The sequence below is a fragment of the Algoriphagus sp. genome, from assembly GCF_029254265.1.
Classification (GTDB): domain Bacteria; phylum Bacteroidota; class Bacteroidia; order Cytophagales; family Cyclobacteriaceae; genus Algoriphagus.
In genome coordinates this window covers 15,282-30,866 of the sequence record NZ_JAQWXX010000028.1, presented here as the reverse complement: position 1 = coordinate 30,866, position 15,585 = coordinate 15,282, and the positions used below count along the sequence as shown (strand labels likewise).

The following is a 15,585-nucleotide window of genomic DNA, read 5'->3' as shown; positions in this document are numbered from 1 at the left end:
GGTAGAAGAATACAACACATTTGCTCCCCATTCTGCCTTAAATATGAAAACACCAAATGAATATTATAACTTTAAAATCGCAGCGTAACTAGTCCAACTTTTAATCGGAAAGAGCATATAGTATCTGGTAAAAGGAAAGTTTTTTCTTCAAGGTTAATAAAATAATTTCCTGATTTTATCTTTTTCTCACCATTACAACCCCAAAAAAAAAGGAATGCTAGTTTAGCAATAATGATTAAAGTCTTGTGTTTAAAATCCATACTAATACATGGTTACGCTTACTAATATATTAATCCTTAAAAAACAGAGAAAGTTTACTAACATATTTTAAAACTAATCGCTGAACCTTTATTTTAAACAATCAGCACTTCTATCCCCTTTTCCTCCAATTTTTGACGATAGATCTCCGGAATCCCTGCGTCTGTTATAATCACGTCAATATCCTCAAGTTCACAGATCTTCCCAAAGCCTTTTCTGCCAAATTTCCGGCTATCTGCCAGTACAATTGTCTTTTGAACTGACCGGATCATCTGAGCATTTAGATGAGCCTCCATCATATTTGAGGTAGTCAATCCGTGTTCCAGACTGATTCCATCCACGCTTAGAAAAAGCTTGCTACAGGCAAAGTTTTTCAGCATCTCCTCAGCGTAATGCCCTACTGCAGAGCTACTACTTTTTCGCACTACTCCACCCAATTGTACTAGTTCCACTTCAGGATTATCAATCAGTGCCAGGGTTACATTCATGGCTGCGGTGAGGACAGTGAGCGATTTATTTTTTGGAATTGCTTGCGCAAAAGCAACTACGGTTGTTCCCGAACCGATCAAAATGGCTTCTTTCTCTTCCAAAAAATCCAAGGCCTTTTCTGCAATCTTGGTTTTCTCTGCAACCTGTTCCAGCTTTTTCACCTGGACAGAGCGATCAGAAACATAGGGCGAAACCGGCGTAGCAGAACCATGGGACCGAAAAAGCAAACCCTTGTCCTCCAGGATTTTCAAGTCTTTACGAATCGTCACCATGGTCACTTCCATGTTTTTGGCAAGTTCGGAGACCGAGACAAATCCAGCTCGATTCAGTTCGTCTAAAATGTATTTATGTCGCTCGGCAATGGTCATTTCCCTTTCGTTTGAAATCTAAAACTACTCAAAAAGAAATCGAATTGAAATATTTTGGATTCTTTTTGTTTCTTTTTCTTTCTTTTTATTTCCTTTCGTTTACTTTTGTAGAAGAGGAGAAATGATATGAATAGAGAAGAAAACTTAAGCCAACTCAAAGACGGAACCAAAATCTGGGACATTGCCATTATTGGCGGAGGTTCCTCAGGATTAGGTGTTGCCTTGGATGCGATATCCAGGGGAATGTCTGTTTTACTTTTAGAGAAAGCGGATTTTGCAAAAGGTACCTCCAGCCGAAGCACCAAACTAGTCCATGGAGGAGTTCGCTATTTGGCTCAAGGAGATGTGATGTTGGTTTTAGAAGCACTGAAAGAACGGGGAAGATTATTGAAAAATGCTGCGCACCTCGCCCATGATCAACCTTTTATTATTCCGATTTATACTTGGTTTGACCGCATTCAATACACAGTCGGATTGAAAATATACGACTGGATGGCAGGAAACCTTCGAATCGGAAAATCGAAGTGGATCTCCAAATCGGATACCATCTCAAGGCTTCCAGCCATCAAGCAAAAAGGGCTGATGGGAGGTGTGGTATATTACGATGGGCAATTTGATGATGCTCGACTCGCCGTAGCTATCGCTCAAACGGCTGATGCGGCTGGAGCCTGCATCCTGAACTACACCAAAGTGGCCGATCTAATTAAAAACGATTCTGGAAAAATTACCGGATTAAAAGTCCGTGATGAAATAGGAAAGCATAACTATACTATAAACGCCAGAATGGTAGTCAATGCCACTGGAGTTTTTGCCGACAAAATCCTCCAAATGGACAATCCTGAAGCGCCAAAGATGATACAGCCTAGCCAGGGGATTCACTTAGTCATGGACTTGGATTTCTTAGGTGGAACAGATGCCTTGATGATTCCAAAAACAAAAGATGGACGGGTACTTTTTGCAGTTCCTTGGCATGGTAAATTGGTAGTGGGGACGACTGATACACTTCGGGAAAATCCAAAATTGGAACCTGAAGCCTTGCAAAAAGAAATTGACTTTGTACTAGAAACAGCTGCCGGTTACCTTACCAAAGTGCCAACTCGAGCAGATGTGAAAGCGGTATTCGCAGGTCTTAGACCTCTGGCTAGACCAAAAGAAGGTAGTACTAAAACCAAGGAAATCTCCCGATCACACAAGGTTATCCTTTCAGAAAGCGGACTTGTTACCTTAACTGGTGGAAAGTGGACTACCTTCCGCAAAATGGGTGAAGACACGGTGGATTATTTCGAGCAAGTAACTGGAGAGAAACCAAATGCCTCCACTTCCTCCGATATGAAAATCCAGGGAAATACCACCAAGCCAGAAAAAGGGCATTGGGGAATCTACGGGACAGATGCAACCGCAATCCATGCTTTGGCAGAAAGCCATCCCGAATGGAAAGAAAAGATCCACCCAGACTTTCCAAATATCCTAGCCGAAGTCATCTGGGCAATCCGAAATGAAATGGCAGTAAAACTCGATGATGTACTTTCCAGAAGAATTCGAATGCTGATACTTGATGCACAGGCGGCAATTGATTCCGCTCCAAAGGTGGTCAAGTTGATGGCGGAGGAAATGGGGAAGGATGATGCTTGGATCAAAACCGAACTTGCAGACTTCCAAAAAACTGCCTTAAAGTATTTAATCAAATAGTCAACGTATTTTAATCGTTTGTTCGCTGACATCAATTATTTTAAGAATTCAATTTGAAAAATAAAAAGCCCAATGACCCAAACCAAACCCTATATACTATCGCTGGATCAAGGAACCACCAGTTCCAGAGCTATTGTATTTGATAAAAAAGGAAAAATAATCTCCACTGCCCAAAAGGAATTCAAACAACATTTCCCGAATCAGGGCTGGGTGGAGCATGATCCGGAAGAAATCTGGACCTCACAGTCCGCGGTGATGATTGAAGCCTTGGTCAATAAAGGGATTCGAGCGGATCAGATTGCAGGTATCGGCATCACTAATCAGCGAGAAACTACGATTGTTTGGGATCGAAAAACAGGAAAGGCGCTATACAATGCGATTGTTTGGCAAGACCGAAGAACAGCCGCTTTTTGCGACAGTCTCAAAGAAAAAGGACATGCTGAAATGATCGCTTCTAAGACCGGACTAATCATCGATGCTTATTTTTCTGCCACCAAAATCAGATGGATTCTGGAGAATGTAGATGGTGCCCGAGCAAAAGCCGAAGCCGGAGAATTAGCTTTCGGCACAGTTGATTCTTGGTTGGTATGGAATCTCACCGCTGGAAAAAATCACTTGACTGACATCACCAATGCCAGTCGAACCATGCTTTTCAACATCCATACCCAGGAATGGGATGAGGAATTATTGGAGCTATTTGGCGTACCAACATCCATGCTCCCAGCAGTAAAATCCTGCTCCGAAATCTATTGCGAAACTACAGGGGATGTCCTAAGCACTAAAATCCCGATAGCTGGAATAGCTGGTGATCAGCAGGCAGCACTTTTCGGCCAACTTTGTATCGAACCTGGAATGGCCAAAACCACCTATGGTACGGGTTGCTTTTTGGTGATGAATACTGGAAATAAGGCTGTCCGTTCCAAAAATCAACTACTGACCACAGTAGCTTGGAAGATAGGAGACGAAATCAATTATGCACTCGAAGGGTCAGTTTTCATAGGTGGAGCAGCGATCCAATGGCTTCGTGATGGGATAGAACTATTTGGAAATGCAAAAGAATCAGAGAAATTGGCTTTGAGCCTTGCCGATAATGATGGTGTTTACTTCGTGCCGGCTTTAGCTGGTCTTGGTGCGCCGCATTGGGACCAAAATGCTCGTGGGGCATTCTTTGGGATCACAAGAGGAACTACTATTGCACATTTTTCTAGAGCCGCCTTGGAAGCGATCGCTTACCAAGTTTACGATGTGTTGAAAGCCATGGAAAAAGACAGTGGAAAACGGACTACCGAACTCCGCGTCGATGGTGGAGCCACAGCAAATAACTTTTTGATGCAGTTTCAGGCTGACTTATTGGATTGCGAAATCAAGCGTCCTGAGATTATCGAAACGACCGCAATCGGAGCAGCATTTTTGGCTGGTCTGGCAGTGGGATTCTGGGAAAGCCAAGAAGAGCTTCAAGCACTTTGGACCGCAGATCGAAGCTTTACCCCAGAGATGGATGGCGAAAAACGAGAAAAAATGCTACATTTTTGGCACAAAGCTGTGGAACGATCTAAAAACTGGATCGAATAAACAAATCCTTTTAACTTGAACTACAATTCCCAATAAACCCACCCTATCAACCTTATGAATCCATACTTAGCAGAATTTATCGGAACAGGCTTGCTTTTACTTTTAGGTTCCGGAGTTGTCGCCAATATGCTTTTACCCCATACCAAAGGAAGTGGTGGGGGAATCATGGAAATCTCTACTGCTTGGGCACTCGCCGTATTCGTGGGGGTGGTGGTAGCGGGACCACACAGTGGAGCACATTTGAATCCTGCTGTTACCATAGGTCTGGGAATCACTGGGCAGTTTGATTGGGCTATGGCACCTGGGTATATTCTTTCCCAAATTTCAGGAGCAATGGTTGGTGTTGGATTGGCTTGGCTGATGTATAAAGACCATTATGAAGCAGAAACTGATCCTGGAATTATTGCTGCTCCATTTGGAACCGGACCAGCTATTCGAAATATTAAACTGAATTTTCTATCTGAGTTGCTAGGCACTTTTGTCTTGATTTTAGTGATTCTTTATAATTCCGGAGTTAAGCTCGGGGATGCCACAGAGACTCCGATCGGAATGGGATCATTAGGGGCAATTCCAGTTGCTTTTCTGGTTTGGGTAATTGGATTGTCATTGGGTGGAACTACCGGATACGCGATCAATCCGGCTCGTGATTTTGGACCAAGATTGATGCACCAACTTTTACCGATTAAAGGCAAAGGTCCTACTGACTGGTCTTACGCCTGGATTCCGATTCTGGGTCCAATCACCGGTGCTGCCTTGGCCGCAGGATTTTATTTAGTGGCTGGAGGTTGAACTAAGCCTATTTAAAACCCCAGAAGTATCTCCAAAAATGTAAATTCAGGGATCGTAATCCCCGATTATAGGGATATTTGGCGATTATAATCCCTAAAAATACAATTCTATCAAAAAAGCTGAAACCCTTCCGGATTTCAGCTTTTTCATTTTTTCAACTTGCTAATTTCAACCTTCTGAATTACCGAAGTATTTCTCTCGAAATAACCAATTTTTGGATTTCGCTCGTGCCTTCTCCGATAGTACAAAGCTTGGAGTCACGGTAGAATTTCTCTACTGGATAATCTTTCGTAAAGCCATAGCCACCGAAGATTTGAACAGCCTCATTAGAAACTGATACGCAGACTTCAGAAGCATATAATTTGGCTTGTGCTCCAGCTAGGGTTACTTTCTCACCTCGATTTTTCAAATCACAGGCTTTATAGATCAACAATTTGGATGCCTCTACCTGTGTTGCCATATCGGCAAGTTTGAAGGAAATGCCTTGGAAAGAACTGATCGGCTTATTGAACTGATGACGCTCTTTGGAGTAGGCTATAGAAGCTTCAAGTGCTCCTTCTGCGATTCCTAAGGATAAGGCCGCAATGGAAATTCTACCTCCGTCTAGCACTTTCATGGATTGAATAAATCCATCTCCTACTTCACCAAGAACTTGGCTTTCGTGTACTCGGCAATCTGTAAAAATCATTTCAGCAGTTTCGGAAGCTCTCATTCCCAACTTATCTTCTTTTCTACCGCCTTCAAATCCTGGAGTTCCTCGCTCAATCACAAAAGCGGTCATTCCATGAGAATCTCCCACTTCGCCTGTTCTTGCAATCACTACCGCTACATCTCCTGATGCACCGTGTGTAATAAAGTTTTTTGCCCCATTCAAGATATAGTGATCGCCATCCTTGATTGCGACGGTCTTCATATTTCCGGCATCCGAACCTGTATTTGGTTCAGTCAGGCCCCAAGCACCAAGCCATTCACAGGAAGCTAGCTTTGGAATGTACTTTCTTTTTTGCTCCTCATTTCCAAACATGAAGATATGATTGGTGCAAAGGGAATTGTGGGCAGCCATAGAAAGGCCGATGGATGGATCAAGCTTGGAAAGTTCCACAATCGCAGTCACATACTCAAAGTATCCAAATCCTGAACCCCCATATTCTGTAGGGATCAAGACACCCATCAATCCGAGCTCACCTAGTTTTTTGAAAAGTGGCTTTGGAAAATGAGATTGATCATCCCATTCTTTTCTAAGAGGAGTGATTTCTTTCGTGCCGAAATCTCGGATCATCTGAGCGATCATCTTCTGATTTTCGTTTTCTGAAAAATTCATCATGTTAATTCTTTGGGTTTATATTTTCCTAATTTAACCTCAAGGTTTGTAATAAGTTTGGTATCTGCAAACCGTTTTTAAAATGCAAAAAGACAACTTTTTAGCCTAACAATTTTTTCAACCCCATTTTCTTGCGATCACCAATTTTCATTTGGAAGCTCAATGAAATACCAAATCAACTATTTCATTTGCCTATACTCTCATTTTTCACTTATTTTCTTACCAAATAGCTTTCTATGAAGAAAATTTACTTCGTTCTCCTTTTTTTAGGCCTGATTGTAAACGCTCCTGCTTTTACCCAAAGCCAAAGAGAGCTCCTCGACAGTTTAAAAACAGCCCTAAACCAAGCTACAAATCCTACCGACCAAGCAACTATTCTATCCGAACTGGTATGGAACTATGTCCCGATATCCATGGACTCTGCAATATTTTTTGGGGAAAGAGGCATTGAAACAGCAAAATCCTTGAATGACCCCGCACTTCTAAGTCAGATCTACAGTGATTTAGGTTATGCCTGGATGGAAAAGGGCGAGTTGGTCAATGCTAGAGAAAATTACCTTGCTGCACTTGATATCCGTAAAGAAATAGGAGATTCGACTAAAATCTATGGTACGATCACTAATTTAGGTTCTGTTTACCAGCGGGATTTCCAATCGGATTCTGCGATGGTGAATTACTTGAAAGCATTAAAGTTTTTTGAGCGAACAGGAAATGACAGGAATGCTGACTTCATCCGAAATAATATTGGGGTGATTTACCTCGAAATGCGGAATTACCCCAAAGCACTGGAGATTTTTACCAAAGTGGCTGAGTATCGCAAGAGTCAGGAAGATGATTACAACTTAGCCATGGCCTATACCAATCTGGGTAATGTCTATAAAAATTTGAAGGAATATGATGATGCGGAAGAAAATTACCTGAAAGCCCTAGCCATTTTTCAGGATTTTGAAGATCTGTATTACTCTTCCACTACTTATAATAATTTGGCTACACTTTATAACACTCAGAAAAAAAGCAACCTCGCAATTGATTTCGCAGAAAAAGGACTTGAATTGGCAGAGCAGGCTGGAGCTACTTATGATTATGCTTTGATTGAATCCAACCTTGCCCAGTCCTACAATGACCTCAGAGACTACAGAAAATCCAGGGAATTTTACCTTCGCGCTTTGAGGAATTTTGAGGCTCAAAATGCAGAAGATGATATCGCTAGCATGTATTTGCTGATGTCCCCAGTATATGCCGCTTTGGGAATGCCGGATAGTGCAGCTTTTTACACTTCCGAGTATGCGACTTTAAATAAAAGAATTGCAGAACAAGAAATCCAACAGTTAACCTCAGATCTGGAAACACGCTACCAAACCGAGAAGAAAGATGCTGCCCTTGCACAGCAGCAACTTGAAATACGCAACCGAACTATTCAACTTTTCGGCTCATTGGCCTTAGCTATTATTCTTGCGATCGTAGGATATTTACTTTATTCCCAGCAAAAACTTAAAAATCGTCAACTCAAGCAGGAAGGTGAACTTCGGGCTGCTTTGGCACAAATCGAGACTCAAAATAAGCTACAAGAACAACGACTTCTAATTTCCAGAGATCTCCATGATAATATCGGTGCGCAACTCACCTTTATCATTTCTGCCATCGAAAACCTAAAATATTTTGATCCAATCAAGGAGCAGTTGACACTGCGATACGACACGATTGCCAATTTTACCAAACAAACCATCACAGAGCTTCGAGATACGATCTGGGCTATGAATGCTGGTCAGGTGAGCTGGGAGCAATTGTCGGGAAGGATCTCTGATTATTTGCAGCGTGCCCAACTTACTGACGAAAAAGTAAGCTTTGAATTTCTGGGAGGAGAAAATCTGGATCCGAATCTTCGGTTTGATTCGGCAAGTGGTATTCAAATCTATCGAGTCTTGCAAGAGGCCATCCAAAATGCCATCAAATATTCCGAAGCTTCAGCGATTCAAGTAAGCATTTCGCAGGAAAAAAACACACTCAAACTTCAGATCAAAGACAATGGAAAAGGCTTTGAGGAGTCAAAAATCACTCCCGGAAATGGCTTGTACAATATGCGGAAGAGAGCCGAAGAACTTGGAGGAAACCTGAGCATACAATCCAAAACAGAGGAAGGAACCACCATCACTTTGACCTGGCCGATTTCTTAAAAATGATTACTCCCTTTCCTTGATTGAATAGAATCTTCAAGATCAAAAAGAAACTACTGGCTACTGAAAACTACCAACTACTACCTGCCTATCAAGGCTTTTTCCCGATAATTAAAAAACCTTCGAGGTTAAAAAAACCTCAAAGGTTAATCCTTTCTACTGAAAACTGCTACCTGCCAACTGCCCTCTGCCAACTGCCCTCTGAAATAGGCCCTTTGCCGTATTCCTCTCCATTACTGTATGTGGTAAATTTGAAGACTAGGAAAATTCTCTTGGCGCCTATGTTGCTTGCACTATTAGAAACTTACTTTTTGAATGGATTAACACTACTGGTTTTGGTGAGCATAGGACTATTGCATTTTTTGCTTTTTAGAGAATATTCCAAGCAAGAAAAGCTACAATCAAAACGACTACAGGACCTTGAAAACCTGGTAACTGCGGAGCTTTTCAGATCCAAGTCCATGAGTATTCAAAACCGCAGCCTTAACCAGATTAAAGCAAAAACTCAAGAACAGCTGGAATTAATCAAACTACAAGTCGATGCTATGAAAAGCATGGAAAAGAAAAAATCAAACTCTTGAAATAATGAATGGAACCGCTTACGTTTTTTTGAATCGAAAAGGAGCTGGAGGACTAGGCCATGTCGGATGTGCATTCCTACTTTCAAATGGGTTGATGCGATGCACTTCAACCGAAAATCAAGCTGGAAATGGTTTTTCAGCCGCAGCTTATAAAGGTTTTTGGACAGAAGATTGTCCCAACAAACTTGAAGAAATAGTTCGTGTTTTTCAGCGAAAAAAAACCCTCAGCATTCCTTTAGGTGCAAGAGATAAAAATGGCTTACTTATGAATCCCGGTCAAGGGAAAACCTGGTACAGTGAGCCTTACACCGAATGGAAGCGATTGGATGTCCCCAATGTGAATCCTGCTCAAGCAACCAAAATGATGCTAAAGCGAAGTCGAGAGGGCTATAGTATTGTAGATAGAAATTGTGAAAATGATGTGTACGATATTCTCCATGACGAAGGAAGCGGCTATGGAATTACCGCAAACAGCTTTGCGAGTCGAATCTATATCGGCTGGGTACAATCCGCATTTGGTCCCAATGCATGGTTTGATCATCATATCGGTGCCTCTGATAAAGGTTTCCTTTAAGCTTATTTTGCTGGTCAAAAACGACAAAAATTGAGCCCCCTGTTCTGCTTAAATTTTACTCATGGATTACCTTACCAACTGGTAGGCTTATAATCCTTCAAAAACTTCCCACACCAATGCTTCCCGGTATTAATCCCATCAAATAAAGGGTCCAATACCCGTGCAGCTCCATCCACAATGTCCAGTGGTGGTTGAAAATCATGAATCTCCTGCTTTCGCTTGGCCAACTCAGCCGGATCCTCGTCGGTCACCCAACCGGTATCCACAGCATTGGTATAGATTCCAAATTTCACAAAATCACTAGCTGAGGTCAGGGTCATCATGTTCAATGCAGCCTTAGCCATGTTCGTGTGCGGATGTCTAGATTCCTTATGGAATTGATGGAATTTTCCCTCCATAGCCGAAACATTTATGATATGCTTTTTACCGGTATTCTCTCTTTTCATCAAATTCACCAAGCGATTACAAAGTACAAAGGGGGCTACTGAATTGACCAATTGCACTTCCAGCATTTCATTGGTCTGGATCTCCCCAAGCTTCAATCTCCAACTGTTCGTTTTTCTCAAATCCACTTGTTGAAGGTCCGCATCCAATTTCCCTACGGGAAAAATCTCCTCCAAACTCAAGGAATCATCCATACTGTAAGGAATCTGTGTCAATTGAGCGGATGAAGTAAGCCCTATTCCCAGCTGTTTTCCATGCCAGGAAACAGGAAGATTTTTGTTTTCGCCTTCGCTAAATTCCTGGCTGAGCAAGTGCAATTCTTGTAAGCAAGTTTGATGTGCCGACAGTAGTTTTTGGGCGGCAGGTGAAATATCTTTCCAAGTCAAGGATTCATTTTCCATCAGATGCTGGTAAAAACCGGATGGACGTCGTACCGTCTGTGCTGCATTATTGATCAGGACATCTAATCGATCATAGCGCTGTTCGATGTAATTGCAAAAGATTTCCACACTTGGAATATGCCTCAAATCCAAACCATGAATATGTAATCGATCGCCCCATTCGCTGAAGTCGGGTTCTTTTGAAAAGCGCAAAGCAGAATCTACCGGAAAACGGGTTGTAGCAATGACTGTAGCTCCAGCTCGGAGCATCATCAAGGTAATATGGTATCCGATTTTCAATCGCGAACCCGTCACCAAAGCTACTTGCCCTGTCAGGTCAGCGGTCTGAAAGCGTTTAGAATAGTTGAACTCACCACAATCCGGACACATCGTATCATAGAAATGATGAAGCGTATCGAAGGAGTTTTTGCAAACATAACACTCGCGTGGAGAGGCCAATTTGACAACAGAATCAGCGTCTTTATTTTCCAAAGCCAACTGACTCGGCGCAATAAAAACAGCTGCTTCCCGAGCAGAACGGATACCCGTAGCATTACGAGCTTGAATATCCACTGCAGTAATCTTTTTACGAATAATTTTCTTCGCTACTTTTTTCCGTAGTGCCAATTCCTCTTTACTTGGTCGGGAAAGCTGTCCAGCAGCAATAAAAAGTGCTTTTCTTCGCTCCGCCGGGATCTCAAAAATCTGATCCGTATTCGCATTCAATCCCTCTAAAAACTCAATACATTGATCGATTTGCTCTTGAGTGAAGTTTAATTTTCCCTTTTCTTGGCCTGCCATATTGCTATTACTAGGCGGCAAAAGTAAAGATTAAAAAACGGGAAAAGAAAAAGGGCCTGATTCGAAAATTCAGGCCCTTTCACATCAAAGAATCTTATTCAAACCACCTATTTCAGTGCTTCAAATCGCGCCTTAATATCTTCAAATTGCTTCTTCAATTCAGCAAAACGCTCATAGGCATCATTCCCTGGTTTTTGGTCTGCCTGACCCATCATGGAACTTAAATACCTCGCTTGATCCTCCAGCATGGGTTGCATATAGGTTCCTTCCGGAGTTACCAACTCCTCGTGGATAGCATCTAATTCACTTTTCTTCCGAGCGATTTTTTTCGTGGTATTTTCTTTTTCGATTACGAGTTTCAAAGCTTCCTTTTCTTTTTCAACTGCTACGATCAATTGATCAACTTGGTCTCGGAAAGTCTGAATTTCCAGATTCAAAGCCTCCTGCTCTGCCACATCCGCATCGGTCACCAAAGTCATCCTCGGATCCAAAAGCACCTCGAATTGTTCTTCTAGGACTGTTTCTCCTGCAATTAGTCTTGCGGTGTAATTTCCAGTGGAAACCATCGGTCCATTACCAGTGTAAGCGCGCTTCGGATCTTTATCCCATCCACCTTGATGTCTTAGGTTCCAACTGAAATGATTCATTCCAACCTTATTCGGAAGACCGCCAGAAGCCGGAGCTTCGGAAAATTCCGTTGACATATTTCGAGTAGTGTCTACTTTTTCTCCTTTTGGAGCGTCTGCTTTGAAAGTTCGAACGACTTGACCTTTTTCATTGATCAACTCCAAGCGAAGCCCCTCCTGCTTTTCAGCTAGGTAGAAATCCAATTTTGCGCCTGCTCGAGGATATTCAGGTCCGTTGGTCTCACTTTGTGCACTCATCATATTACGGATTGCAGGCTTAGTCTGGAATAATACCACCCGCTGATCTTTAATCTCATTGACGCCTCGTAAACTTGTCAGGTTATCCAAAATCCAAAACCCTCTACCCATAGTAGACATAACCAAATCGTCCTGATGGATCTTGATATCAGTTATTGGCGTGACAGGAAGGTTACTTTTGAAAGGAGTCCAGTTTGCTCCGTCGTTTAAAGAAATAAACAGACCAAACTGCGTTCCTGCATATAGAACTCCTTTTTTGGCTGGGTCTTCACGAACCACCAACGTTGGGAAATCTTCCGGAATTCCATTTTTTCCATCAGTGAGCAAAGTCCAGGTTTTACCATAATCGCTCGTCTTGTAGATGTAAGGTTTATCATCACCCATCAAATAGCGTAAAATCGCCACGTATGCCGTAGCTGGATCATGAGGAGAAGGATCAACTGAATCCACTCTACCACCTTTTGGCATAGTTGGTGTCACATTTTCCCAAGTTTTGCCACCATCTTTGGTCACATGTACTGGGTCATCATTTGCGCCAACCCAAATCAAACCTTCCTGGATTGGAGATTCTCTGATCGAATAAATTGTGCTGTAATATTCCTCCCCTGTCACATCTCGAGTGATCGGAGATCCTGGCACAACTTGCTTATCCGGCTCATTTGCGGTCAGATCGGGTGAAATAATCTCCCAAGTTTTTCCTTCATCCAAGGTCTTGTGCACATACTGCGAAGTATGGTAGATCACTCCGGAATTATGCGGAGATACGTGGATCGGAGCCACGCGCTGAAATCGGAATTTTAGATCTTTCGGATTGTGTCCATAGATATTGGAAGCGCCTACATAGTACTGCATTTCCTGTCCAGTCCGCTTGTCAAAAACTCCAAATCGACCTTTACAATTCGAATAGACAATATTTGGATCACCAGGCTTTGGCACTGCCGGTCCCGTTTCGCAGCCTCCGGTATTAATAATAAAAGCATTGCTGCCTGATTGCACACTGATCGGAGGCATACTTGGCACCGCAATCGTACTGTAATTATCCTGTTGACCAGCATAGAGCCAATAAGGATATTGATCATCTACTTCTACTTGATAAAGCTCTGCTGTTGGCTGGTTGAATTGGGTAGACCAACTTATACCATTGTTTTGTGTGACGTTTGCCCCACCATCATTCGCTTGAATCCAGATGGTCGTATCGCTTGGATTGATCCAAATGTCATGGTTATCGCCATGCGGAGTAGAAAGGGATCTCCAGGTTTTTCCACCGTCGTAAGAGCGCATAAATCGCAAGGCATTATTGTATACCGTATTAGCGTCTTTAGGATTGGCATAAATGTTTGTGTAATAGAAAGGACGATTTGTCAAGTTGGAATTATCAGAAACAAACTCCCAAAAGGCACCGCGATCTGCCGATCTGTAAAGTCCTCCTTGATTATCCGAAGCTTCAATATTGGCATAAACCACATTAGGATCTGCTGGCGAAACCGCAAAGTCAATTTTCCCGGTCAATCCAGTTGGAAGTCCTTTGCTTAGCTTTGACCAGGTTTTTCCCGCATCTGTAGACTTATAAACTCCTCCTTCTGAAGAACCTGAAGTAATCGTCCATGGCTTACGCTCTCCTCTCCAAGCTCCTGCATAAATCGTATTTGGATTATCCGGTGCGAGTTCCAAGTCGGAAATACCAACACTATCCGAATGATAAAAAACTTTCTCCCAGTTCGCTCCACCATCGACAGTCTTAAATACTCCTCGCTCGGTATTTTTATCAAAAGCCTGGCCGATCGCAGCCACATAAACGATATCGGGATTCGTAGGATGAATCTCAACTGCACCGATCTGTCCAGCATTCTTCAATCCAATAAATTCCCAGGTTTTTCCCTCGTCTTTGGATTTAAACATCCCCTTTCCTGTGATCACATTCGAGCGAAGTCCATCCGAACCTGTACCGACGTAAATGATCTCGGGTTGCTTCTGATAAACGGAAATCGCTCCTATGGAAGGCGTAGGAAAATAACCATCCGAGATATTCTTCCAAGTGATACCATAATCCTCCGTTTTCCAGACTCCCCCACCAGTTGCTCCCATGTAGAAATTAGAAGGCTTGGAATCCACCCCTTCCACAGCAGTTACTCGACCTCCACGGAGTGGACCGACATTTCGGAATTTGTAAGAATCGAGGATTTGACTGAGGTCTTGCGAAAAGGCAAGGAAAGAACAGGTAAGAAGAACGGATGTCGCGAGTAATTTTTTAAGCATAAAGAAGAAAGTTTGAGCAAAAAGATAGGGTGAAAAACTTAGAAAAATAAGTGGAAATTATAGGAATGGAATTGGAACAAAGCTTTTTCGTGCGAAATTAGAAACAAGGGAATTGAGGAATTGAGCCTCTGAAACAGGAAACCAACTTGTATTAGCAATCCAATTTCTATTTATATGGGAATTCTAAATTGAGTTTTCATTTTTTCTCGAATTTTAAAAGCTGTAGCTCCGATCAACACAAGTCCCAGAAATTCAGCTAGATATTTTAACAATGAATAAGATAGAATAGCTTTTTAATTGTCGTCCTTTGCTCACCCTCTTTGTAAATGCATACACTCAGGTAAACCCTTACCTCGCATGAACATAGATACCGAAGAGAATTTGGAGCATCATCAATTTGAAGAGTTGATCCAAGGACTAATTGATGATGACTATGGCTGTTGTAATGACTTTATCGCACCTAGTACTGTAATCGGATTAAGCGAAAACATCCAAAGATTAAACGCTTCAGGAAATATGATGTCTTCCGGTGTTGGGAATAATTCAGATTTTCAAAAAAACAAAAGCATTCGGGGAGATCATATCAATTGGATCGCGGATCAGAGTGTGGATCAGTTTGAAATGATCTATCTCAAAAAGATAGGGAATTTTATCTCTCATTTGAACAGTACTTGCTTCACGGCTATCAAAAGTTTTGAGAGTCATTATTCCAGCTACGAAAAAAAGAACTTTTATGCCCGTCATCTTGACCAGTTCAAAACCGAAAAAGGTAGAAAATTTTCAATCGTCTTGTATCTCAACAAAGACTGGAAGGAAAAAGACGGAGGAATGCTAGCCTTACACCCCAAAGGTGAAGCTCAAATAAACATCTCCCCATTGGGCGGAAGGATGGTTTTCTTTCGAAGCGATGAAATGGAACACGAAGTCCAAGCTTCTGAAACGCGAGAAAGAAGAAGTATCGCTGGTTGGTTGAAAAATTAATACAATTAGCCGCATTGCTTTCCT

The 15,585-nt window shown here is 42.2% G+C and carries 11 protein-coding genes; 7 read left to right on the top strand and 4 right to left on the bottom strand.

Annotated features, from left to right (window positions below; genetic code table 11):
* Nucleotides 1-353 precede the first annotated feature (353 nt).
* Nucleotides 354-1,115, bottom strand: a complete 762-nt coding sequence (locus tag P8O16_RS04070; protein ID WP_300311130.1) for a DeoR/GlpR family DNA-binding transcription regulator — start codon at nt 1,113-1,115, stop codon at nt 354-356.
* A gap of 126 nt (nt 1,116-1,241) precedes the next feature.
* Here P8O16_RS04070 and P8O16_RS04065 point away from each other — a divergent pair, with 126 nt between their 5' ends.
* From P8O16_RS04065 to P8O16_RS04055, 3 genes are all read left to right on the top strand, one after another.
* Complete coding sequence (locus P8O16_RS04065; protein WP_300311128.1) at nt 1,242-2,804, top strand: glycerol-3-phosphate dehydrogenase/oxidase; 1,563 nt, start codon at nt 1,242-1,244, stop codon at nt 2,802-2,804.
* Between the two features lie 72 nt (nt 2,805-2,876).
* Nucleotides 2,877-4,376 carry a glycerol kinase GlpK gene (gene glpK / locus P8O16_RS04060; RefSeq protein WP_300311126.1) on the top strand — a complete coding sequence of 500 codons (1,500 nt, stop codon included), beginning with the start codon at nt 2,877-2,879 and terminating at the stop codon, nt 4,374-4,376.
* A 54-nt stretch (nt 4,377-4,430) separates the two neighbouring features.
* Nucleotides 4,431-5,165, top strand: a complete 735-nt coding sequence (locus P8O16_RS04055) for an MIP/aquaporin family protein (protein ID WP_300311124.1) — start codon at nt 4,431-4,433, stop codon at nt 5,163-5,165.
* A 181-nt stretch (nt 5,166-5,346) separates the two neighbouring features.
* Here P8O16_RS04055 and P8O16_RS04050 read toward each other — a convergent pair whose 3' ends face one another.
* A complete protein-coding gene (locus P8O16_RS04050) occupies nt 5,347-6,486 on the bottom strand; it encodes an acyl-CoA dehydrogenase family protein (RefSeq protein ID WP_300311132.1) in 1,140 nt (379 codons plus the stop codon).
* Between the two features lie 236 nt (nt 6,487-6,722).
* Here P8O16_RS04050 and P8O16_RS04045 point away from each other — a divergent pair, with 236 nt between their 5' ends.
* From P8O16_RS04045 to P8O16_RS04035, 3 genes are all read left to right on the top strand, one after another.
* Nucleotides 6,723-8,660 carry a sensor histidine kinase gene (locus tag P8O16_RS04045; RefSeq protein ID WP_300311122.1) on the top strand — a complete coding sequence of 646 codons (1,938 nt, stop codon included), beginning with the start codon at nt 6,723-6,725 and terminating at the stop codon, nt 8,658-8,660.
* 281 nt (nt 8,661-8,941) lie between these two features.
* The gene (locus tag P8O16_RS04040) at nt 8,942-9,241 is read left to right on the top strand and encodes a hypothetical protein (protein WP_300311120.1); all 300 of its coding nucleotides are present in this window, start codon (nt 8,942-8,944) and stop codon (nt 9,239-9,241) included.
* 4 nt (nt 9,242-9,245) lie between these two features.
* Nucleotides 9,246-9,815 carry a hypothetical protein gene (locus P8O16_RS04035; RefSeq protein ID WP_300311118.1) on the top strand — a complete coding sequence of 190 codons (570 nt, stop codon included), beginning with the start codon at nt 9,246-9,248 and terminating at the stop codon, nt 9,813-9,815.
* 71 nt (nt 9,816-9,886) lie between these two features.
* Here the strand turns inward: P8O16_RS04035 and P8O16_RS04030 are convergent, their stop codons facing one another.
* Nucleotides 9,887-11,440: an SDR family oxidoreductase gene (locus tag P8O16_RS04030; protein WP_300311116.1), complete on the bottom strand. Its 1,554-nt coding sequence runs from the start codon at nt 11,438-11,440 to the stop codon at nt 9,887-9,889.
* A gap of 107 nt (nt 11,441-11,547) precedes the next feature.
* Nucleotides 11,548-14,580 (bottom strand): hypothetical protein, encoded by a 3,033-nt coding sequence (locus P8O16_RS04025; protein ID WP_300311114.1) that lies wholly within the window; start codon nt 14,578-14,580, stop codon nt 11,548-11,550.
* Between the two features lie 357 nt (nt 14,581-14,937).
* Between P8O16_RS04025 and P8O16_RS04020 the strand changes: the two genes are divergently transcribed.
* Nucleotides 14,938-15,561 carry a 2OG-Fe(II) oxygenase gene (locus P8O16_RS04020; protein ID WP_300311112.1) on the top strand — a complete coding sequence of 208 codons (624 nt, stop codon included), beginning with the start codon at nt 14,938-14,940 and terminating at the stop codon, nt 15,559-15,561.
* The last annotated feature ends 24 nt before the right edge of the window (nt 15,562-15,585 follow it).